Annotated in this window: 23 protein-coding genes; 12 read left to right on the top strand and 11 right to left on the bottom strand. The window is 58.9% G+C overall.

Going from position 1 to position 20,943, the window contains the following annotated elements:
* Window positions 1-2 precede the first annotated feature (2 nt).
* The 5 genes from VL130_RS12975 to VL130_RS12995 all read left to right on the top strand — a co-directional run bounded on the left by VL130_RS12975 (window position 3) and on the right by VL130_RS12995 (window position 5,461).
* Window positions 3-563 (top strand): cytochrome c oxidase assembly protein, encoded by a 561-nt coding sequence (locus tag VL130_RS12975; RefSeq protein WP_325363342.1) that lies wholly within the window; start codon window positions 3-5, stop codon window positions 561-563.
* Between the two features lie 117 nt (window positions 564-680).
* On the top strand, window positions 681-1,577 hold the full coding sequence (locus VL130_RS12980) for a cytochrome c oxidase subunit 3 (RefSeq protein ID WP_325363343.1): 897 nt from the start codon (window positions 681-683) through the stop codon (window positions 1,575-1,577).
* An 80-nt stretch (window positions 1,578-1,657) separates the two neighbouring features.
* The gene (locus VL130_RS12985) at window positions 1,658-2,365 is read left to right on the top strand and encodes an SURF1 family protein (RefSeq protein WP_325363344.1); all 708 of its coding nucleotides are present in this window, start codon (window positions 1,658-1,660) and stop codon (window positions 2,363-2,365) included.
* A complete protein-coding gene (locus VL130_RS12990) occupies window positions 2,362-3,627 on the top strand; it encodes a pitrilysin family protein (protein WP_325363345.1) in 1,266 nt (421 codons plus the stop codon). Before VL130_RS12985 ends, VL130_RS12990 begins: the two co-directional genes overlap by 4 nt.
* An 88-nt stretch (window positions 3,628-3,715) precedes the next feature.
* Complete coding sequence (locus VL130_RS12995) at window positions 3,716-5,461, top strand: putative bifunctional diguanylate cyclase/phosphodiesterase (RefSeq protein ID WP_325363346.1); 1,746 nt, start codon at window positions 3,716-3,718, stop codon at window positions 5,459-5,461.
* Here VL130_RS12995 and VL130_RS13000 read toward each other — a convergent pair.
* Window positions 5,458-6,060: a YqgE/AlgH family protein gene (locus VL130_RS13000; RefSeq protein ID WP_325363421.1), complete on the bottom strand. Its 603-nt coding sequence runs from the start codon at window positions 6,058-6,060 to the stop codon at window positions 5,458-5,460. The two genes, VL130_RS12995 and VL130_RS13000, sit on opposite strands and share 4 nt — an antisense overlap.
* A 216-nt stretch (window positions 6,061-6,276) precedes the next feature.
* Between VL130_RS13000 and VL130_RS13005 the strand changes: the two genes are divergently transcribed.
* Entirely contained in the window at window positions 6,277-6,759 is a 483-nt protein-coding gene (locus tag VL130_RS13005) for a peroxiredoxin (RefSeq protein ID WP_325363347.1), read from the top strand.
* Here the strand turns inward: VL130_RS13005 and VL130_RS13010 are convergent.
* From VL130_RS13010 to VL130_RS13020, 3 genes are all read right to left on the bottom strand, one after another.
* Window positions 6,756-7,310: a hypothetical protein gene (locus VL130_RS13010; protein ID WP_325363348.1), complete on the bottom strand. Its 555-nt coding sequence runs from the start codon at window positions 7,308-7,310 to the stop codon at window positions 6,756-6,758. The genes VL130_RS13005 and VL130_RS13010 overlap by 4 nt on opposite strands.
* A 203-nt stretch (window positions 7,311-7,513) precedes the next feature.
* Window positions 7,514-9,301: an acyl-CoA dehydrogenase C-terminal domain-containing protein gene (locus VL130_RS13015; RefSeq protein WP_325363349.1), complete on the bottom strand. Its 1,788-nt coding sequence runs from the start codon at window positions 9,299-9,301 to the stop codon at window positions 7,514-7,516.
* 42 nt (window positions 9,302-9,343) lie between these two features.
* Window positions 9,344-9,775, bottom strand: a complete 432-nt coding sequence (locus tag VL130_RS13020) for a MerR family DNA-binding transcriptional regulator (RefSeq protein WP_325363350.1) — start codon at window positions 9,773-9,775, stop codon at window positions 9,344-9,346.
* Window positions 9,776-9,954: 179 nt separating this feature from the next.
* Between VL130_RS13020 and VL130_RS13025 the strand changes: the two genes are divergently transcribed.
* The 3 genes from VL130_RS13025 (at window position 9,955) to VL130_RS13035 (ending at window position 14,619) form a co-directional block, all read left to right on the top strand.
* A complete protein-coding gene (locus VL130_RS13025) occupies window positions 9,955-11,643 on the top strand; it encodes a hypothetical protein (protein ID WP_325363351.1) in 1,689 nt (562 codons plus the stop codon).
* Window positions 11,644-11,706: 63 nt separating this feature from the next.
* Window positions 11,707-13,377 carry a lysine--tRNA ligase gene (locus tag VL130_RS13030; RefSeq protein ID WP_325363422.1) on the top strand — a complete coding sequence of 557 codons (1,671 nt, stop codon included), beginning with the start codon at window positions 11,707-11,709 and terminating at the stop codon, window positions 13,375-13,377.
* A gap of 57 nt (window positions 13,378-13,434) precedes the next feature.
* The gene (locus VL130_RS13035; protein ID WP_325363352.1) at window positions 13,435-14,619 is read left to right on the top strand and encodes a serine hydrolase domain-containing protein; all 1,185 of its coding nucleotides are present in this window, start codon (window positions 13,435-13,437) and stop codon (window positions 14,617-14,619) included.
* 54 nt (window positions 14,620-14,673) lie between these two features.
* On the opposite strand, the gene VL130_RS13040 is transcribed toward VL130_RS13035, so the two are convergent.
* The 5 genes from VL130_RS13040 to VL130_RS13060 form a co-directional block, all read right to left on the bottom strand.
* Complete coding sequence (locus tag VL130_RS13040) at window positions 14,674-15,306, bottom strand: helix-turn-helix transcriptional regulator (RefSeq protein WP_325363353.1); 633 nt, start codon at window positions 15,304-15,306, stop codon at window positions 14,674-14,676.
* Between the two features lie 111 nt (window positions 15,307-15,417).
* Window positions 15,418-15,843: a hypothetical protein gene (locus VL130_RS13045; protein WP_325363354.1), complete on the bottom strand. Its 426-nt coding sequence runs from the start codon at window positions 15,841-15,843 to the stop codon at window positions 15,418-15,420.
* 72 nt (window positions 15,844-15,915) lie between these two features.
* Window positions 15,916-16,284: a hypothetical protein gene (locus VL130_RS13050; protein WP_325363355.1), complete on the bottom strand. Its 369-nt coding sequence runs from the start codon at window positions 16,282-16,284 to the stop codon at window positions 15,916-15,918.
* A gap of 126 nt (window positions 16,285-16,410) precedes the next feature.
* Window positions 16,411-16,854 (bottom strand): PaaI family thioesterase, encoded by a 444-nt coding sequence (locus VL130_RS13055; protein ID WP_325363356.1) that lies wholly within the window; start codon window positions 16,852-16,854, stop codon window positions 16,411-16,413.
* Window positions 16,854-17,309, bottom strand: coding sequence for a PaaI family thioesterase (locus VL130_RS13060; protein ID WP_325363357.1), 456 nt, complete (start codon window positions 17,307-17,309; stop codon window positions 16,854-16,856). Before VL130_RS13060 ends, VL130_RS13055 begins: the two co-directional genes overlap by 1 nt.
* Window positions 17,310-17,455: 146 nt before the next feature.
* Here VL130_RS13060 and queC point away from each other — a divergent pair, with 146 nt between their 5' ends.
* The 3 genes from queC to VL130_RS13075 all read left to right on the top strand — a co-directional run bounded on the left by queC (window position 17,456) and on the right by VL130_RS13075 (window position 19,713).
* Window positions 17,456-18,238, top strand: coding sequence for a 7-cyano-7-deazaguanine synthase QueC (gene queC / locus VL130_RS13065; protein ID WP_325363358.1), 783 nt, complete (start codon window positions 17,456-17,458; stop codon window positions 18,236-18,238).
* A 117-nt stretch (window positions 18,239-18,355) separates the two neighbouring features.
* Complete coding sequence (gene queE, locus VL130_RS13070; RefSeq protein WP_325363359.1) at window positions 18,356-18,988, top strand: 7-carboxy-7-deazaguanine synthase; 633 nt, start codon at window positions 18,356-18,358, stop codon at window positions 18,986-18,988.
* Between the two features lie 59 nt (window positions 18,989-19,047).
* Window positions 19,048-19,713 (top strand): DUF1349 domain-containing protein, encoded by a 666-nt coding sequence (locus tag VL130_RS13075; RefSeq protein WP_325363360.1) that lies wholly within the window; start codon window positions 19,048-19,050, stop codon window positions 19,711-19,713.
* Here the strand turns inward: VL130_RS13075 and VL130_RS13080 are convergent.
* Together VL130_RS13080 and VL130_RS13085 are read right to left on the bottom strand one after the other, a co-directional pair.
* Window positions 19,688-20,158: a hypothetical protein gene (locus VL130_RS13080; protein WP_325363361.1), complete on the bottom strand. Its 471-nt coding sequence runs from the start codon at window positions 20,156-20,158 to the stop codon at window positions 19,688-19,690. The genes VL130_RS13075 and VL130_RS13080 overlap by 26 nt on opposite strands.
* A gap of 55 nt (window positions 20,159-20,213) precedes the next feature.
* On the bottom strand, window positions 20,214-20,927 hold the full coding sequence (locus VL130_RS13085; protein WP_325363362.1) for a pirin family protein: 714 nt from the start codon (window positions 20,925-20,927) through the stop codon (window positions 20,214-20,216).
* Window positions 20,928-20,943: the final 16 nt, after the last annotated feature.

Genomic DNA, 20,943 nt, shown 5'->3' on the forward strand with positions numbered 1-20,943 from the left:
GCGTGAAACTCAGCAAGAACAGTCGTGTGGTTTTAACCTTGCTGGGCGCGCTCGTCGTCATGGGCGGGCTGACGGCGGCGTCCGTGCCGCTCTATCGCGCCTTCTGCAACGCCACCGGCTTCGCTGGCACGGCGCGCAAGGCGAGCGCGACCCTGGCCGCTATCCAGACACCGGGCAAAAAGATCGTCCGTGTCCGTTTCGACACCAATACCAATGGCGTGCCGTGGAGTTTCAAGTCGGAAAAGGCTTATGTGGATACCCGCGTCGGCAAGTCGGCGATGGTGTGGTTCGATGTGAAGAACAACGCCGACCACCCGGTGACGGCCCGCGCCACCTACAATGTCCTGCCCGATACGATGGGCGCTTATTTCATGAAAACGCAGTGCTTCTGCTTCAATGATGTAACGCTCCAGCCGGGTGAGTCGCAGCGTTTCCCGGTCGTCTATTTTCTCGATCCGAAGCTGATGGAGAACGGCGACACCAATAATGTACCGGATGTAACGCTCTCCTATACGTTTTTTGAGTCGAAACAACCGCAAGAGGCGACGAAAACCGCGTCCTGAGCGCGGTCTTTACATTGTGTTTAAAGAGGAATTGGCATAAACGAAACTCTAGGTTATGCCTGACAGATAATATCAGCCGCGCTACGAGATGCGGTACAAAAAGGTGAGTTGAACGAAATGGCCCATCCCGGCGTAAAACACGATTATCACATCATCAATCCGAGTCCGTGGCCCCTGATGGGATCGGCGTCGGCGGTTGTCTGGGCGTTCGGCATGGTTGTCGGGATGCGCGGCTTGTTTGGCATTGCCAAAGGCGAATGGTGGCTCATGCTGACCGGCCTGGCGCTGATCATGCTCACTATGGTCTTCTGGTGGCGTGACGTCATCCGGGAGTCGAAGGCGGGCGATCATACGCCGGTCGTGCAGCTTGGCCTGCGCTACGGCATGATCATGTTCATCGCTTCCGAAGTCATGTTCTTCGTCGCCTGGTTCTGGGTATTCTTCGAAATGGCCCTGTTCCACGGCCAACGCGCGGGCGACATGTCGGCGATCGAGGAAGTCCGCACCGCCTGGTCGACCTGGCCGCCGCAAGGCGTCGAGACGCTCGACCCCTGGCACCTGCCGCTGGTCAATACGCTGCTGCTGCTGACATCGGGCACCACGGTCACATGGGCGCACCACGCCCTTCAGAAAAATGACCGCAAGGGCGCTATCCAGGGCCTGTTGCTGACCGTCATTCTCGGCGCGCTGTTCACCTGTGTTCAGGCTTTCGAATATATGGAAGTCCTGCACGAGCATAACTTCCACTTCTTCCTGTTCAAGGACGCGGCAGACGCCACCGGCGCCGCCAACCTTTACGGTTCGGCCTTCTTCATGGCCACCGGCTTCCACGGTTTCCACGTCCTGATCGGCACCATCTTCCTGATCGTCTGCCTGATCCGTGCGATCAAGGGCGATTTCACGCCGCAGAAGCACTTCGGCTTTGAAGCCGCCGCCTGGTACTGGCACTTCGTTGACGTGGTGTGGCTGTTCCTGTTCGCCTTCATCTATGTCATCTTCGGCGGTCCGCATTGACGCACGGCCATCCGATTTTTTGACTTGCTTTCGGGGCGTCGGCTATGAAGCCGGCGCCCTCACTTTTTCAGCGGAACGCCATGACCCTGCGCGAATATTTTAAAGCTGTGCCGCCCGGATTAGCGATGGCCGCCGGCATCGCCTTTGTGATCCTCAATGGCTTGGGGATCTGGCAGCTTGAGCGCCTGAAATGGAAAGAAGGTCTGATTGCCGATATGGCGCGCGCCGAAGCGGCCGCGCCCCTGCCGGCGGAAAAGCTTCTGGCGCAGGCGAAGCCCGACTGGCGGTCTGTTGCGCTGCCGGTCTGCAAGATCGATGCAAGCCGCGTGATCAATATGCACACGGAAGTCGATGGGGTGCCGGGCTATCGCGTTCTGACGGCTTGTCCTGTGGGGAATAAGGCCATACTGGTCGATCTGGGGTTTGCAAAAGACAAACTGGCGGCCATGCCGGCGACGATTATGCCTGTCGGGCGATTGAGGCCGTTTGAAAAATCCGGCCCTTTTACACTCGTCAACCGCATCGCCGAAAATGACTGGTACTGGCGTTCGGCCAGCGAAATGGGACCGCGCCTGAACGCCCAACTGCGCTCTGATTATTTCCTGGTCCTTGACCTTAAGGCCAGTCACGCCGATATACCAGGCTTGTCGCAGGGGCCGCTGACCGCAACTCTGTCTAATCGTCATTTTGAATACGCTCTGACCTGGTTCGGTCTGGGCTGGGCGCTGCTCGGTGTTTTCGGCAGTGTGGTTTACCAGAGATACCGAAAGGCCAAATCCGTTTCATGACCATCCTTGCCAGTCAAAAGCTCTACACCTTCGATAACGGCCTGCGCTTGCTGGTCGATCCGATGCCAGGGCTAAAGACTTTTGCCCTCAGCGCCCTGATCTACGGTGGCGCGCGGTTCGAGACCGAGGCGCAGTCGGGCTGGGCGCATCTGCTGGAGCATATGGTCTTCAAGGGCGCTGGCGGCCGCAATGCCCGCGATCTGGCCGAAGCCATCGAACACAAGGGTGGCTCGATCAATGCCTCCACCGGCTATGAGCATACCCGTTTTGAGGTGCGTGGTCTCAACAGCCTGATGCCGCTGGCGCTGGAAATCGTCACCGACCTGATGTTCCGCCCGGCGATAGATGCTGAGGAACTTGGGCGTGAAAAGAAGGTGGTTGAGCAGGAAATCCTCGAAGCCTATGATACGCCGGACGACCATGTGTTCGACCTGCTGCAATCGGCCATGTTCGCCGGGCAACCGCTGGGACGACCGATCCTGGGCACGAAGCAAAGCCTGAAACCCGTGACGCCGGACGCCTTGCGCGCTTTCGCCGAGACCCTGTACGCGCCGCACCAGATTGTTATCTGTGTGTCGGGTGGCGTCGTGCCGGAAGAGGTCTATGCCGCATTGAAACCGCGCGTGGAAAATGTCGCGCCTCATGCTGGTTTCGGCAAGCCGGTGCAGATGCGCTTCACCACGGAACGCCATGTCCAGAAACGCAAGATCGAACAGGCCAACCTGACGATCGGTTTCAACGCGGTCAGCCGGCTGAGCCATGATATCATTCCGCTGCGCCTGTTTAGCGAAATCCTCGGCGGCGGCATGGCCTCGCGCCTGTTCCAGGAAGCCCGTGAGGCGAGGGGGCTGGCCTACAGCATCGACGCCTTCACCACGCCGTATCGTGATGGCGGCATTTTCGGTGTCTATGCCGGTTGTGCGGCCAAGGATGTGGAACCGCTTATCGAGCTAATTCAAAAGGTTCTGGGTGAGCTTTCCTCCAGTCCATTAGAGGCGGAACTGGAACGCGCCAAGGCGCAGTTCATGACCTCGTTGTTCCTTAATCACGAGGGTGCGGCCTCGCGCTGCGGCACCTTCGCCAGCCAGTTATCGACCTTTGGCAAGGTGTTCACGCTTGATGAGGTGGCCGCCGATATCGAGGCCGTCAGCCGTGAAGACCTGGTGCGCGTCGGCTCGGCAGTGGCGGTGCAAAAGGCCTGCGCCAGTGCGCTTCTGGGGCCTAAATCGATGGGCGATGCGGCGGGCCTTCTGGCCGCCTGAATTTGAAGGTAAGTCACCTCATCTTATCGGAACGTAAACCTGTTAAGGTTAATCGATACCTTTATGGTTTGGCGCGCGCCGGTGGGTTATGTCTGATAACAATTTTTTCGACATGAAGGATGAGGGCGGGATACGCGCGCTGTTCGATAATCCGCAGATGACATGGGACGCCTTGCGGAGCGCCGACAGCCTGCTTTGGGCCTATGATCTGTCGCATGGCCGTTTTGAATTCAAAGGCGATGCGGCCGCGCTCGGTTTGCCGCTGCTGCACGGTCAATTAAGCCTGAATGAATTGGCGCGGCTGTTCGACAAGGGCGAAACCGGCCGGCTGGATACGGTTCTGCGGACACTGGAAGTCCATACGGCCGCCGGTTTGCCGGGCGAAGATCATGTGCAGTGCCTGATGCGCCTCAAGGATCAGCGCCTGTTGTATTTCAAGGGCCGCAAAGTGGCGCGAAATCTGGTGCTCGGCACGGTGACCGAGATGAGCCGGGACATGCGTCAGCCCCGCAGGGCAGATGATGCCGGGCTGAATTTGCAGGACGTTCATATCGATGCCCTGACCGGCCTGTACAATCGCCAGGGCTTTCTGAGCGCCAGCGGCATCCTGCTGGCGCGCGAAGGTGATTACGATCTGGTGGTCGGTGATCTCAACCGCTTCCGCCGTCTGAATGAAGCATTGGGCCATGAGCGCGCCGACCTGGTTCTGGGTATCCTGGCGCATCGCCTGCGTGAGGCTTTTGGTGAGGCTTCGGTGCTGGCCCGACTGGGCGAGGACGAATTCGCCGTCCTGACCCTGCGCGGGTTTCCGCGGGTTTCCGAACGGATGCGCAATGCGATGGAACGCACCATCGTCATCGCCGGTTTCGATATTCACCCGACCTTTTCGATGGGCGCGGTCTCGGTAGAAGGCGGCGACGCGGCGCTTGAAAGCGCCGAATTGTTGCGCCGGGCCGAAATGGCGGTCGAGGCCGCCAAGTCCAAGGGGGCGGGCGGCGTGGCGGCCTACAAACGCGACCTCGAAAGCGATGGCCTGACTCGCCTGGCGCTGGAAGCCGAACTGCGCAAGGCCTTCATCAGCGGGGAAATTCACGCCTGGTATCAGCCGATCGTCGATCTGAAAACAGGCGTGATCGCCGGCTTCGAGGCGTTGGCGCGTTGGGTGCATCCGAAGCGCGGCGTCATTCCGCCCGATCATTTCCTGACGGCGACGCGCGACCTCGGCATGATGACCGACCTGGGCGCCATCATCCTGAATTCGACCGTCAAGTGCCTGTCGAAATGGCGTGCGGCCTACAATCTGCCGGCTGGTTTCTTCGTCAGCGTCAACCTGTCGGCGCCGGAAATCGAGCGCCTGCATCTGGTCGAGGATGTGTCGCGGCTGATTCATGAGGCCGGATTGCCGCCTAAATGCCTCAAACTGGAGGTGACGGAAAGCGACGTCATGCGCGACCCGGACGCTACGGCGCGGGTGCTGGAAGCCCTGCGTGACGCCGGCGCCGGTATCGCGCTCGATGATTTCGGCACCGGATTTTCGTCGTTGTCATATCTCGCCAAGCTGCCTTTCGATACCCTGAAGATCGACCGCTCATTTATCAGCACGCTCCAGACAGATGAAGCATCGGAAAAGATCGTCCGCGCCATCCTGACCCTGGGGCGTGATTTCGGACTGGATGTCGTGGCCGAAGGCGTCGAGGATATTGTGCTGGCCGAACAGCTCAACGCATTGGGGTGCCATCTGGGGCAGGGCTACGGATTCGCCAAGGCGCTGAAACCGAGCGAGGCCGAGGCATTCCTGGCGGCATCGCTGGGATATGAAGTGAAGCCGGCTTAAGCCGTACCTGCCGTGCCGGACAGATGTCCCGGTTCAATCCCCATGCTGGCTAACGCGCGGCTCCACAGATGTTCCGGATCGCCGCCAAAGATCAGTTCCTGGCTGGCGGGGACAATCAGCCAGGCGTTCTGGCTCAGTTCGCTTTCCAATTGGCCCGGTCCCCAGCCGGCATAGCCGAGGGCGATCAGGCTGCGGGCCGGACCAGATCCCGCCGATAGATCCACCAAAATGTCGCGCGAGGCGGTCAGGCCAACACCCTGTTCCTCGCCATCGGGACGGCTGATGAACGGGCCGCCGAGATCGAGCGTGATATCGTCGATCTGGTAATCGAGGCTGTGCAGCACGAAGCCACGATCATTCTGCACCGGCCCGCCGCGATAGATCTTCTGCATGGCCAGTCTTTGAGCGAAACGCGGATTGTCGCTCTCGATGCCCAGTTCCTTCATCATCTTGCTGAAATTCAGACCCGTGATCGGCTGGTTTAGGATCAGGCCCATCGCGTGGTCTTCATCGTGCTGGCAGACATAGATGACACTGTGATTGAACGGCTGGTCGTTCAGCACCGGCATGGCGATCAGCAATTGTCCCTGATAGGACATGTGATCGGGCAGGGGGCCATCTTCGGGGCGGGCGTCGGAAGAACTGATCATGGCGTCAATGCCTTTGGAAAAGCGCGAACGGAAAGCGTGAATATTACGCTATATGGGCACACCTGTCTTGATTGCAAAACGCCACAAATGGGGATAGCCATCCGTATCGCATTTTGATGGCGACTTCCTTACGACTTCGCCGCGATCCATACAGAAAGACCTATCATGACCCTGCAAGCCGGCGACGCCATTCCCGAACTGACCCTGACCGTGGTTGATGAAGCCGGGCCGAAACCCGTTTCTTCCAAAGAATTTTTCGCCGGCAAGACGGTGGTCCTGTTCGCCGTTCCGGGCGCCTTCACCCCGACCTGCTCGGCGCGTCACCTGCCGGGATTCAAGGATCACGCCGCCGATTTTGCCGCTAAGGGCGTCGATGTCGCCGCCTGCACCTCGGTCAATGATTATTTCGTCATGAAAGCCTGGGCGAAGGATCAGGGCATCAGCGACGAAGTGGTTCTGCTGGCTGACGGCAACGGCGATTTCGCCAAGGCGATGGGCCTGACGCTCGATGCTACCGGTTTCGGCATGGGGCCGCGTTCGCAACGCTACGCCGCCGTAATCAGGGACGGCAAGATCGACAAGCTGTTCGTCGAGGCCGGTGGCGAATTCAAGGTGTCCAGCGCCGAATACGTGCTGGAAAATATCTAACCACACTTCCTGCGATCCAGTGCGGCTTGCCACCGGGTATATCTCGGTGGCGACGGCTGCTGGCGCAGATCGGCATAATCTTCAAGCCGCGTGCCGGACGGTCCGGCGCGTGGCGTGAGATAGAGCACATCATAGGACGGGTCACAGGCTTGCAGCCCCAAGCGCCCCTGTGGCCGCATGATGACGGTCTCTTCAATGGCGCTGTCGGGCGCCGGACGATGACACAGCCGTTCATCCTTGCCGCGTGGCGCACAGGTAAAGTCCGTCGGCAACTCGGCCCTGGTCAGGGAATCGATTTTGGCCTCGAATCGCACCGCTGGTTCCTGGTCGTCGCTGTTCCTGTAGAGCGAAACATATTCAGAGGGGGGCTGTCCGTCTGAGGCGCCACCATGATAGTCCGTGATCACATGGGTGAATTCCGCCGGTGCATTGATGCAGGCGGTGGAAAGTACAGCGCAGGATTGCCTGGCGACCGTTTCCGGCGCGCACGCCCATACTGCAAAGCCCGTCGTAACACAGGCCAGCAGGATTACAGCTATAATGGTTTTCATGCCCGGCCCCTAATCCCCCGAAGGATTTAGGGTAAACCGGTTATGGTTAACGGGCAAGCCGCCTATCTTATCGCGTGTATATTTTTACGCCTAAAGCAACGAGCGTTCAATTTGACTTACAAATTGAGCGCGAGATGCGAAAAAACGTAAAATGTAGAGCGGTCTGCATTCCTTTAAATGACTCATTCAGAATGCAGACCGCTTTAAAACTGATCGTCGGCCAGCGCCATCAGGCCTTCCGAACCGGCCTTCATCTTGATCAGGTGCGCTTCGGCGTCGGGCATGATGCGTTCCAGGAAGACGCGGCCGACCTTCAACTTGGTGTCGAAGAACGGATCGGTGGAACCGGCGGCGATCTGCGCCTGGGCCGCTTTGGCCATCCGCGCCCACATATAGGCGGTGCAGGTCAGGCCGAAGAGGTGCAGGTAATCCATCGAACCGGCGGCGGCGGCATCGGGATTGCCCATGCCGTTCTGCATCAGCCACATGGTGCCGTCGAGCAGCCTGGCCTTGGTGTCTTTCAGGGCCTTGATATAGGCGGGCACGGTCGAATTGGCTTCTTCGGCGGCGATATAGGCGTCGATTTCGCCAAGGAAGCTTTGCAGGGCGCGGCCGCCTTTTGAAGGCAGTTTGCGGCCAACCAGATCGAGCGCCTGCACGCCATTGGTGCCTTCGTAAATCAGGGTGATCCGCACATCGCGCATATATTGCGAGGCCGGGAAGTGCTCGGTAAAGCCCGACCCGCCGTGCACCTGCATGGCGTCCTGAGTGACTTTCAGGCCCTTCTCGGTCAGGTAAGCCTTAATGACGGGGGTGAGCAGGCTCATATAGTCGCTTGCTTTTTCACGCATTGTTTCGTCTTCGGCGACATGCGCCAGATCGGCCTGCAACGCTACCCAGGTCAGGAAGGCGCGGCCGCCTTCGATCAGGGCGCGGCTTTCCAGCAGCATCCGGCGAACATCGGGGTGGACGAGGATGCTGTCAGCCGGCAGTTCCGGCGATTTCGGGCCGGTGAGGGCACGGCCTTGCAGGCGGTCCCTGGCGAACTGGTTGGCGGCGACCAGCGCGGCATGACCGATCGCCAGGCCCTGCAAGCCAACGCCGAAGCGGGCATTGTTCATCATGTAGAACATGATCTTCAGGCCTTCGTTTTCCTGACCGAGCAGGAAGCCCTTGGCTTCGTCATACATCATCACGCAGGTCGAATTGCCGTGGATGCCCATCTTGTGCTCAAGCCCGGCGCATTCGAGTTTATTGCGTTCGCCGGGATTGCCGTCGGCATCGGGCAGGAACTTCGGCACCAGGAAGAGCGAGATGCCCTTGACGCCCGCCGGGGCGCCTTCGAGACGCGCCAGCACCAGATGGCAGATATTGGACGTGAAATCGTGTTCGCCGGCTGAGATCCAGATCTTCTGGCCGGTGATCTTATAGCTGCCGTCGCCATTCGGCATGGCCTTGGTGCGCAGCAGGCCTAAATCAGTGCCGCAGTGCGGTTCGGTCAGATTCATGGTGCCCGACCATTCGCCGCTGATCAGTTTTGGCAGGTAAAGGTCTTTTTGTTCTTGCGTGCCGCCGGCGGTGAGGGCGGAAATGGCGCCTTCCGTCAGGCCCGGATACATGCCGAACGCGCTCGACGCGCCGGAGAGCATTTCGGAAAAGGCGGTGTTGACGAAATGCGGCAGGCCCTGGCCGCCATATTGCGGATCACCCGAAAGCGCCGTCCAGCCAGCTTCGGTCAACGCCTTGTAGGCTTCCTTGTAGCCCTTCGGCGCCGTCACCGTCTTGTCGGCATTGAGGACGCAGCCTTCCTTATCGCCGGTGATATTGATCGGGTGGATCACCTCTTCGGTGAACTTCGCTGCTTCTTCGAGGATGGCCGCCACCGTCGCCGTATCGGCGTCAGCAAAGCCTTTCAGGTTGCTGTACTGATCAGTGTTGAAGACGTTTTCAAAAAGAAACTGATAGTCTCGAACGGGAGCTACATAGGCCATTTTGTTGTTGTCCCTGTTTAGGATGGCGGAATTGGATATTGATTAATTTGAAGTTTCGGCTTCTACGTCGTGGATCTGCTGTTCGAGCCAGACGCAGCCCTCGGCCATGTCCTTGATCGCTGCATCGATATCCTCGCGCTGGCGTTTCAAGGTTTCGATCTGGCTGCGATATTTCTGGAGCGTGGCGCGCATCTGGGCGGCGCCGTGGTCCTTGGGGGTGTAGAGGTCGAGAATTTCGTGGATTTCGATCAGCGAAAAACCGAGACGCTTGCCGCGCAGGATCAGTTGCAGGCGGGCACGGTCGCGCGGTGAATAGAGGCGCGTCTGGCCCTTGCGCTCCGGCGAGATCAGGCCCTTGTCCTCGTAAAAACGCAGGGCGCGGGCGGTGACGTCGAACTCCTTGGAGAGTTGGCGAATCGAATAGGTGCGGTGCCCATCCTTGCTGTGAGAAGTGTCTTTTTGTGGCGTTTCCATGGGTGTTTTCTGATTTTCAGGTTGAGTATGTCAAAGCTTTACATTGACGTCAACGTAAAGATTAGGGATGTTTGTCAAGATCGTCAAGCAAAAAACTTGCCGTAGGGTGAAGAAGCGGCGGGCGTTGACTTGAATCCTTGCGCGTGGTCTCAATAGCCAGGCCCAACGGGGGGAGCGCTATGACATTTCAAGCCAGACTGACAACATCGGCGGCGCTGTTTTGTGTGCTGAGTGTCCTGGGGTGCAAGACTGTCCCCACAGCCAACACGCTTGATCCCGCCATCCTCGCTGGCAGTATGTGCGGCAAGCCTGAGAGTAGCGCCAGCGATAAGCCGATGCCGCTGATCAAGGGGTTGGCGACGATCCATTACGCCGTGTCATCGAGCAATCCCAAGGTGCAGAGCTATTTCGACCAGGGCATTTCTCTGCTTTACGGCTTTGAATACGACACCGCCTACAAGAGCTTCAAAGTCGCCCGCACGCTTGATCCGGACTGCGCCATGTGCGCCTGGGGCATGGCTATGGCGCTTGGCCCCAATATCAACAATGGTGACATGGACGACAAGGATTCCGCCGAGGCGCGTGGCCTGGTCGCGGCAGCTCTAACCCGGCCTGGCTTGACGGATCGTGACCGTGCGCTGCTGAAGGCGCTGGCCATCCGTTACGCGCCAAAGCCGCCCAAGGATCAGGGCAATGTCTATGCCGAGAAATACGCTGATGCTTTGATAGCGGCCTCGCAGCGCTGGCCGGACGACGATTTTGTCGCCGTACTGGCGGCGGAAGGTGCCATGACCGTCAGGCCTTGGGATTATTGGGAAAAGGGCGGGCATGTGGCTTTGCCGTGGGGCGGCAAGGCGATGACGCTGGTCGAGACCGTGCTCAAGCGTAGCCCGGACCAGCCCGAAGCCATCCACCTCTATATCCATCTGACGGAAAATTCCGACAATCCGCGCCGGGCCGAACCCTATGCCGACAGGCTGGGCCTGCTGGCGTCGAATTCGCCGCATCTCATCCACATGCCGAGCCACACCTATTATCCGCTCGGCCGCTTTGCCGATTCCATCCGCATCAATGAGCAGGCGATCAAGGCGGATGAGGGCATGGCGCGCGATCTCGGTGAGAGCCCGGTGGCCTTTGGTTATTATTTCCATCATTCGCGTTTCATCATGTCGGCGGCGCAGCAGGTTGGTGACGGCGCTACGGCCCTGCGCATCGCCGCTGAACTGGAAAAACAGGTGCCGCTCGACAAGGCGCTGAAATCCGAGTGGAGCGAAAGCACCCTGGCCCTGGCGCTTCAGGCGCGGGCGCAATTTGAAATGCCGGCTCAAATATTGGCCATCAAGGCGCCGGATCGCCGGCTGAAACTCGCCACTCTGGTCTGGCATGGCGTTCGTGCCGAGGCCTATGCGCGGAGTGGTGCTATCGATGCGGCGCGCAAGGAGTTGAGCGCCGTGGACAAGGCAAGCCAGGCGATCAAATCGAAGGACTGGCAAGGGTTTGTGCAGCGAATTGTTGAAATGGCGCACGGTCGGGTCGATCTGGCGGCCAAAAACTATGCCGCGGCGGCGGGTCATTTCCGCACGGCGGCGCTGCGCGAGGGCGAGTTCGACTATTCCGAACCGCCGCTGTGGGATCAACCGGCGGAAACCGCCCTGGGGCGGACCCTGCTGATGGCGGGAGATGCGGCCGGTGCCAAAGTGGCGTTTGATCAGGCGCTGAAGATGCGGCCGGGCAATGCCTATGCCCTGTGGGGGCGGGCGCAGGCCGAGGCCAAACTTGGTGACGTCGCCACAAGCCGGGACAGCCTGGCGGCTTTTGACCAGATATGGCTGGCGGACAAGACGGCTATCAGTCTCGAACGCCTTTAACATTGACCTTGCGGCGTGTGGGACGTAAAGCCAAGCTCTCTTAAAAGGAAAGGCTTTATCCCTATCATGTCGTCTCTTAGCCCTCTCGCTTACGCCGGCCGCGCATGGCCGTTTGAACAGGCCCGCAATCTGATTGCGCGTCTGGTCAAATCGCGCATTTCGGGGCATGAGGATCAGAAACGGGCGCTCGCCCTGATTGAGGCCGGCAAGACGGATGAAGCGCTGAAGGCTTTTGAAGGCCTGGGCCGCGCGGTGATTTTCGAGACCGGCTATGGCCCGTCCGGTTTGCCGCATATCGGCACGTTTGGTGAAGTGGCGCGCACCACCATGGTGCGCCAGGCCTTCGAGGCCATGACCGGCGGTGCGTGGCCAACGCGCCTGCTGTGCTTTTCGGATGATATGGACGGCCTGCGCAAGGTGCCGGAAGGTATCCCCAATGCCGATATCCTGCGCGAAGACCTCTATAAGCCGCTGACCGTGGTGCGCGATCCGTTCGGTGAACACCCGTCGTTCGGCCAGCATAATAATGCGCGCCTGAAGGCATTTCTCGACAGCTTCGGCTTTGCCTATGAATTCCTCTCCTCGACCGACTGCTACAAGAGCGGTATGTTCGATCAGACGCTGTTGACCGCTTTGGATCGCTTCGACGACATCCAGAAGGTCATGCTGCCGACGCTTGGGCCGGACCGCCGCGCCACCTATTCGCCCTTCCTGCCGATCTCGCCGAAGACCGGTTTCGTGCTGCAAGTGCCGACCCTGGAACGCAATGTGGCGGCGGGCACGATCGTGTTCGAGGAAAACGGCGAACGCTTTGAGGTGCCGGTGACCGGCGGTCACGTCAAGATGCAGTGGAAGCCGGATTGGGCGATGCGCTGGGCTGCGCTCGGCGTCGATTATGAGATGGCTGGCAAGGACTTGATCGATTCTGTTAAGGTGTCGTCTCAGGTTTGCAAGGTGCTGGGCGGCACGCCGCCGGAAGGCTTCAACTACGAGCTTTTCCTCGATGAGGCCGGCCAGAAGATATCTAAATCCAAGGGTAATGGCCTGACCATGGAGGACTGGCTGCGTTACGGCGCGCCGGAATCGCTGGCCTATTACATGTTCCAGTCTCCGAAATCAGCCAAGAAGCTCTATTTCGATGTCATCCCGCGCGCGACGGATGAGTTCTTCCAGCAGTTGGATGCCTTCCCGAAGCAGGAAGAGGCCAAGCAGATCGAGAACCCGGTGTGGTTCGTGCTGCGTGGCGATACAGCGATTAAGTCACCGCCGGTGACCTTCGGCCTGATGCTCAATCTGGTTTCCGTCGCCAATGCCTCGGACAAGGAAACCCTGTGGGGCTTCCTGCGCGCCTATCTGCCGGGCGCCACGCCGGAGACGGAGCCGGTACTCGATCGTCTGGCCGGCTATGCGCTGAACTATTTCGAGGACTTCGTGAAGCCGTCGAAGACCTTCCGTCTGCCGGACGACAAGGAAAAGGCGGCGATGATCGATCTGGTGGCGAAGTTTAAGCAACTGCCGGCCGATACACGCGATGCCGATGTGCTGCAAAATCTCGTGTTTGAGGTCGGAAAAATTCATGAATTCGAGCCTTTGCGGGCGTGGTTTCAGGCTTTGTATGAAGTTCTGCTGGGGCAATCCCAGGGGCCGCGCTTCGGTTCCTTCGTAGCCATCTTTGGGCTGGAACGCACGATTGCCTTGCTTGAACAGGGCATCAAGGGCGAACTGGTCGCTTAAGTCGTATTGACGTACCACACGGGCCATGATGACCTCTCGTAAAATCGGGAGGTCGTCATGCTGCGTTCATTGGCTTTCAGTGCTCTGTTATGTGTACCCACGATTGCCTTCGCGCAAACGCCCCGGCCGATCCCGGCGCCTTTGGCCATAGAGGCCAGGGTGGACGAGGCCATGAAGACTACCAGCGCCAAGGGACTGGCTATCGCGGTCATCGATGACGGCAAGGTGGCCTATGTCCATAGCTATGGGGTGCGCAATGCCGCCGGCGATCCGCTCCAGACCGACACGGTCATGTATGGGGCCTCGCTGACCAAGACGGTTTTCGCCTATGCCACCGTGAAACTGGTCGATCAGGGTAAAATCAATCTTGATACGCCCATCGCTGACGATCTCGACAAGCCGCTGGTCGAGTATGATACCAATGCCATCTATCCGGACAAGTACGGCCCCTACAAGGATCTGGCCAGTGATCCCCGCTGGAAACTGATCACGCCGCGCATGGCCCTGACCCATTCAACCGGTTTCGCTAATTTCTGGTGGCTGGAGCCGGATGAAAAACTGCACATCCATTATGATCCAGGCACACGCTACGCCTATTCCGGCGAGGGGCTGATCCTGTTGCAATTCGCTATCGAGCAGGGGAGCAAGGCAAAGGGGTTGGGCGTCGATGTCGGCGATCTGACGGATGACATTTTCAAAGAACTCGGTATGACGCGCACCTCGCTGATATGGCGCGATGGTTTCCGTCCGAATCTCGCCGATGGCTTTAATGACAAGGGCGAGGCGGTTGAACACGACGAACGTAGCAAGGTGCGCGCGGCTGGTTCGATGGATACCACTATTGATGATCTGTCGAAATTCGCCGCGGCGCTGGTGCGGGGGGATGGATTGAGCGCGGCGTCACGCGCGGAGATAGTCAGGCCGCAATTGCATATCGGGACAAAGACGCAGTTTCCGCCGTTCGCCAATGAATTGCCGGTCGATCAGCAGCGCAAGGACCTGTACGCCGGTTTGGGAGTCGTGGTTTTTGACGGGCCACAAGGGCATGGCTTCTTCAAGGGCGGGCACGACGATCAGACGGCGAATACTCTGGTTTGTATTGAGGCATCCAAGCGCTGTGTGCTTATCCTGTCGAACGATGTCCGCTCGGAAGCGGCCTTCGCTGATCTGGTGCGATTTATCCTCGGCGATACCGGCGTGCCCTATGATTGGGAATATGGCGATCATGCGGGGAAGTCATAGCCTGTAAACTAATGGGGTTTGGGGCCTCAGGCCCCAAACCCCATTAGTTATCAGCTACTGACTGGCCCACACAATCCGCGCGATCCACGCCACCTGCAACCGATCGAATGTTCGGTCCGGAAACTCCGGATTCAACGAACGCAGTTCTATCTGTCGCGCCGAATACCGCACCAGTTCCTTGGCCATCACCTCGCCATCGATCGTCTTGACCACAACGCGGTCGCCCTTGCGCAGGTTCTGATTATGCGGATCGACCAGGATACGGTCACCATCCCGATACAGCGGCAGCATCGAATCGCCGGAAATCTCCAGCGCATACAGCCCTGTATTGACCGACGGAAAGGTAATCTCATCCCAACCCTGACCGAGCGGAAAGCCTGAATCGTCAAAAAAGCCTTCGCTGCCGGCCTGGGCAAAGCCAATTAACGGAATACCCTGCCCACCGGAACGGCCCTCCGCCAGCAGGGCGAATTCGGAAAACTTGATGCCGGTCGCTTCCAGCAGCTTGGCCAGGCTTTCGGTCGACGGCCAGCGTGGCCGTGCAGGCGTTTCAGGTGACGCCCGCTTGGACTTGTTGAAGCTCGTCGGGTCGAGGCCGGCCATGCGCGCCAGGCCGGACGGCGTGGTGCCGAGCCGATTCGCCAGGGCGTCTATAGCGGCCCAGATGTGGCGGTGCGAAAGGGTCATACAAAGGCCATGTCCAGGATCAGGCCAAAACAGGCCTTGGAAACTAGGAATTACAATGAATTTCAAGGAAAATAAATCTAATAATAGGAAAATCAACCTATTTGATGGATTTTATTCGTTTCCGGCACCCTTTTTCCGCCTGCCTATGGCGGCTAAAGTCCCGGCGAGCAGGGCCAAGAGTACACCGTACGCCGAAACGATAAGGAGCGTCATATAGGTCCATTGCGCGACCTCGACGTTCAGCAGGCCGCAAATGCCGGTCATGGTGGAAGCGAGTTGACATCCAGCCGCCCATAACGGCCAGGGATGCGGCGATTTCCAGCACAAGGTGACAAATCCGATCAGGCATAGGATATCCGTTATTGTGTGGCTCAGGTTCTGCAAATGGCTCATTGCGTTCAGTGCATTGGCAATTACGTAAGCCGCCAGATAAAGGCCGGCGCCGGCCCTTTCCCGCCATGAACCGAAGACAAAAGCCGCCAGGCAGGTGAAGGACAGAAAAATCGCGCCGAAAATGGCCAGGGGAGAATGCAGCATATAACCAGTCCTGCGTGACGCCTGTCACGGATGGATGATTTAAGCCGCGATTCCCGCCTGGACCGGAAGAGGCTATTCGGCGGCGATGATCTCTTCTTCGGCAGGCGCCACCAGATGACCGGTTGGCGGTTTTGGCGCCGGCTTGTCGTCGGCCGGCAGGATGGCGACATTACCAAGGCCGACCTGTGCCTGCACCAGGGTCAGATCCGCATGGGCCGCCGTCATGTGCTGCTGCGCCGTGCTGAGCGCCATCATCGCCTTGAGGGTATTTTGATGCACGTCATTGCCGATGATCGTTGACATGTGGATCGCCCGGCGCGAGGTGACATAAGTTTCGATCAGATTGGCGGCCTCGGCAAGCGCCGTGTCTATGGCTTCTTCCGCCACATGAAGTTGGGAAGCCAAGGCTATGGCAATGTTTGTCTTTTTCGCTGTAGACATGATGTATGACCCCTCAGAATCAGTAAAAATGACGCCGCCCTATCGCCGCGTCAGTTTTAAGGGGTATCAACAATTATAGATTGTTCAATAGAAAATTGCTATTTTTAGGAGAATTTACTGCCCGATTCATCCCGTCAGGAAATGCGCCTGCAAGGTCGCTATAGGACTCTGGCGATTTTCCTGCCAGGCGGAAACCTCGACGCTGGCGATGGTGCGCCCGACCCGCTTCACCACGGCGCGGGCATAGGTATCGAGCGATTTGCCGGAGCGCAGATACTGGACGTTGACATCGATCGGCTTGGGAATGTGATCGAAATTGCCGTGCAGGGCCAGTTGCGCCATAGCGGTGATTTCCATGAAGGCGCCGATGACGCCGCCATGCAGGGCCGGGATCATGGGGTTGCCGATCAGATGCGGCGCGAAGGGCAGGTGTGCGGTCAATTTGTCGCCAGCCAGATTCAGGCGCACACTGAGAAAGGCCGCGAACGGTATGTCCTTCAGCAGGGCGTCCGGATCGCATTTTGCCGGGGGTTGCAGGGCGGACAGGTTGTCGGTGCTGAGCTTTTCCATCAGGATTTCACGCCTCCGGTCTGAGATTTAAGAGCAGGAGAGGGGATAATGAAGGCGCATTGCGCCGCCGCCACGGGATCGTCGGGGCTGACCTCATAGGCGAAGGCGCGCACGAAACCGATGCTGCGCGTCAGTTTGTAGCATTTGGCGGTCACCTTCAGTACATGATCGGGCAGGGCCGGGCGCATATAGTCGATGCGCAGGTCAAGCGTGGCCACCGGTTTGAATTCGTTGATCTTGTCCCATACCGCCATGCCGCAGCAGTTATCGAGCAAGGCCGTGACCACGCCCGAGGCGATCACGCGGGTTTCAGGATCGCCAACGAGGTCTTCGCGCCACGGCAGGTCCATAGTGACGCCGGCATCGGAAACGCCGGCATAGGAAGCGCCGATCGCCTTCATATAGGGGGTATTGTCGATAATCGTGCCGAACATGTCGGAAAAGGGTTGGGTCATGAATTATGCCTTTCGTAGTCTATAATCCGCCAACTTTACGTGAACGTCAAAGGAAACCGTTTTTGCGACGCGTCAAAAAGGCTTGCAAATCGCGGCAAAGACGCGTTTTAGATTAGGACTGCCTCAGCATCGAAAGTTTTCGTCCCATGTCCGCGTCCCTGGATCATGTCCCTGCCTCGAAATCCGCGCTTGTCCTCTTTTCCGGCGGGCAGGATTCCAGTGCTTGTCTCGCCTGGGCCCTGACCCATTTCGACCGCGTGGAGACGATTGGATTCGACTACGGCCAGCGCCATGCCATCGAAATGACGACGCGCACCACAGTGCTGGAAAAGTTCCGCGAGGTCTTTCCGCAGTGGGCGGATCGTCTGGGAGAAGATCATGTCTGTGATCTGCGCGGCTTCGGCGCCGTGGCGGAATCCTCGTTGACGCGTGAGACCGAAATTGTGATGACCGAGCGCGGCCTGCCGTCTTCCTTCGTGCCGGGGCGCAATCTGGTATTCTTTGTCTATGCGGCGGCGGTGGCGGATCGGCGCGGGCTTGATCATCTGGTCGGCGGCATGTGCGAAACCGACTTCTCCGGCTATCCCGATTGCCGTAACGAGACGCTGCAAGCCATGCAAACCGTGCTGCAACTGGGTGTCGAGCGGCCGTTCGAGATTCACACGCCACTGATGTGGATCGACAAGGCGCAGACCTGGGCACTTTCGGAAGAACTGGGCGGGGAGCCGCTGGTCGATCTGATCCTTGAAGAAACCACCACCTGTTACAAGGGGGAGCGCGGCGAGCGGCATGTCTGGGGCTATGGCTGCGGCGACTGCCCGGCCTGCCAGTTGCGCAAGACCGGTTTCGAGCACTTTATCGAAGCGAAGACGCCAGTAGATTTATCAAACCACGAAACGAAGTTCGGCGGAGCCAATAAACACGAATGATGGCCTGCTGCCATCTAACACGAATGGAAGAGTAGCTTGCCTGTGATTGGCTTCGCCGAACTCTATTCGTGTTTATTCGTGGTTCATTTTTCAGGCATTTGCCGGTAAAGCACCAATATGTATTCTTTCAAGGAAATTTTCCTGACCCTGCAAGGCGAGGGCGGACAAGCCGGCCGCGTCAATGTTTTCGCGCGCTTTGCCGGCTGCAATCTGTGGAGCGGCCGCGAGCAGGACCGCGCCACGGCCGCCTGCACCTTTTGCGACACGGATTTCGTTGGGGTTGATGGTGAGAATGGCGGCAAATTCCCGACACCGGCAGATGTGGTGAGGACGCTCGATGCCGTCTGGGGCGAGGGGCGTTCGGCGGACAAGGCGGTGGTCTTCACCGGTGGCGAACCGCTGCTGCAACTGGATGAAGGCCTGATCGATGCGGTCAAGGCGGCGGGGTATTTCATCGCTGTCGAGACCAATGGCACGCTGAAAGCGCCGGAAGGTATCGACTGGATATGCGTCAGCCCCAAGGCCGATAACCGCCTGCACCAGACACAAGGTCAGGAACTGAAGCTGGTCTGGCCGCAGGCCGGTGTCGATCCTGAGGCATTTGTGGCCCTCAGTTTCGAACGCTTTTATCTCCAGCCGATGGATTCTGCAAATCAGGCTGCGAATACGCAGGCGGTCATAGATTACTGTCTGGCGCATCCGAAATGGCGCATGAGTGTGCAGACGCATAAGCTCGTAGGGCTGAAATAACTGGCCCTTGCGCAATTCCGAACGGTGTTTTATGACCGGTCCATAGCAGGGGGACTGACATGCGCGCATTCATCGTTTCGATTCTGGCTTTTACGGTCCTTTCGGCGCCGGTTATGGCCGAGCCTGTGGCGGGCCGCTTGAATGCGCTTCCACAGGCCCTGACGCTCGATAATCCCGGCAAGGCGGAGGTGAACGGCGATCGCCTGATCCTTACCGCGCCGAAGGGCAGCGATCTCTATACGTCCGCCGATGGCAGCCCGCCGGTCAATTCAGCGCCACGGATTACCTTTCCGGCAGACGGCGACTTCATCTTTTCCGCCAAAATGGAAGCACCTTTCGCCGCCAATTACGATGGTCCAGGCCTGGTGCTGTGGAACGATGAAGACTATTGGGCCAAGCTGTTGTTCGAGCGTCTCGATGAAAATCACAGCGTAGTATCGTCCAGTTTCGCCACGCCGATCAGCGACAACAGCTATCACACACGCCTGCCGGGTGACATTCATACGCTATGGTTGAAGATCGTCCGCGCCGGCCGCTCAGTCTATTTCTACACGTCGCTCGATGGCAAGGACTGGCAGATCCTGCGCGATTTCGCCGTCGATCCGACAAAGCCGTTACAAGTCGGCTTTCTCAGCCAGTCGCCGCTGGGCGAACAGTTCACCGCCACTTTCAGCGATGTCCGCTTCGAGGCGAAAACCTTCAAGGATTACTGGCAGGGCGAATAGCGGCGGTTTGACCGGCGCAACCTTTCAGGACCGAAGCGCCGATATGAACCACGGCTTTCAGCGGATAGCCCCGGTCGCTCATACCGTCCGAACAGCGGCCAGCGGTAAGATAGATATCCATATCCTTGCCGTGCCACTCCGCGCCGGCCTTGGTCAGGATGAAGGGCTGGGTCGTGGTTTCGCCGACATGAGAATCCGGGCTGGAAAAGACCATGCGGCTATCACCGAAAAGGATATTCCAGAAAGGCTCAGTGCCAACCAGGGTGATCGACTGATCCAGATCGACGCCGCCGAGGAAATGGGTTGGATTTTCTTCCGGAGGGGTGATGGCTGACATGACCGCTGAGGCGGCGGCCGATTCGGCGCTGGCAACCTTCGCCTTATGGGCCGGAGAGCAGGCCACCAGAGCGAAAACGGCGACCGTCACAAAAAGGCGAGTAAGCATAAGAATACCTCCGGAAGGTGCAGGTTAGCACCTTCCGGAGGTTGATCAAGGCAGATTATGCGGCGTCGAGCAGCACAACCTCGGCATCTTCCAGCGCCCGGATGTCGAGCGTCGCTTCGTCCTTGATGGCCGCGCCGTCGCGTTCATCGAGTTCGACGCCATTGACGCTGACCCTGCCGCGCGCCACCACCAGATAGAGATGGCGTGTCTGGCCTTCGGGGGCGGCAACCGGCGTGTAGGTTTCCGACTGGTCCTTTAGCAGGGTGGCGCCCAGCAGGCGGGCCGGCGTACGGATCGGCAGGCTGTCCTCATCGCCCTTGAAGCCGGAAGCGAGCGTTACGAACTTGCCCGAACGGTCGCCCTTGGGGAAGGGCTTGGCGCCCCAGGCGGGCGGTTCGCCGCGGACGCTTGGCTCGACCCAGATCTGGAAGATCTTGGTGGTGTCGCTCTCCAGATTATATTCCGAGTGGCGGATGCCGGTGCCGGCCGACATGACTTGGACATCGCCGGCTTCCGTGCGGCCCTTATTCCCCAGCGAATCCTGATGGGTAATGGCGCCTTCGCGGACATAGGTGATGATTTCCATGTCATTGTGCGGATGCGGCGGGAAGCCGGTCTGGGCCTTGATTTCATCGTCGTTCCAGACACGCAGGGAACCCCAGCCCATCTTGGCCGGATCGTAATAGGAGGCGAACGAGAAATGGTGTTTGGCATTCAGCCAGCCGTGATTGGCGCCGCCGAGTTGGTTGTAAGGTCTTTTGTCGATCATGAGAAACTCTCCCTCT

The sequence above is a fragment of the Asticcacaulis sp. genome, from assembly GCF_035497195.1.
In the GTDB taxonomy this organism is placed as follows: Bacteria; Pseudomonadota; Alphaproteobacteria; order Caulobacterales; family Caulobacteraceae; genus Asticcacaulis.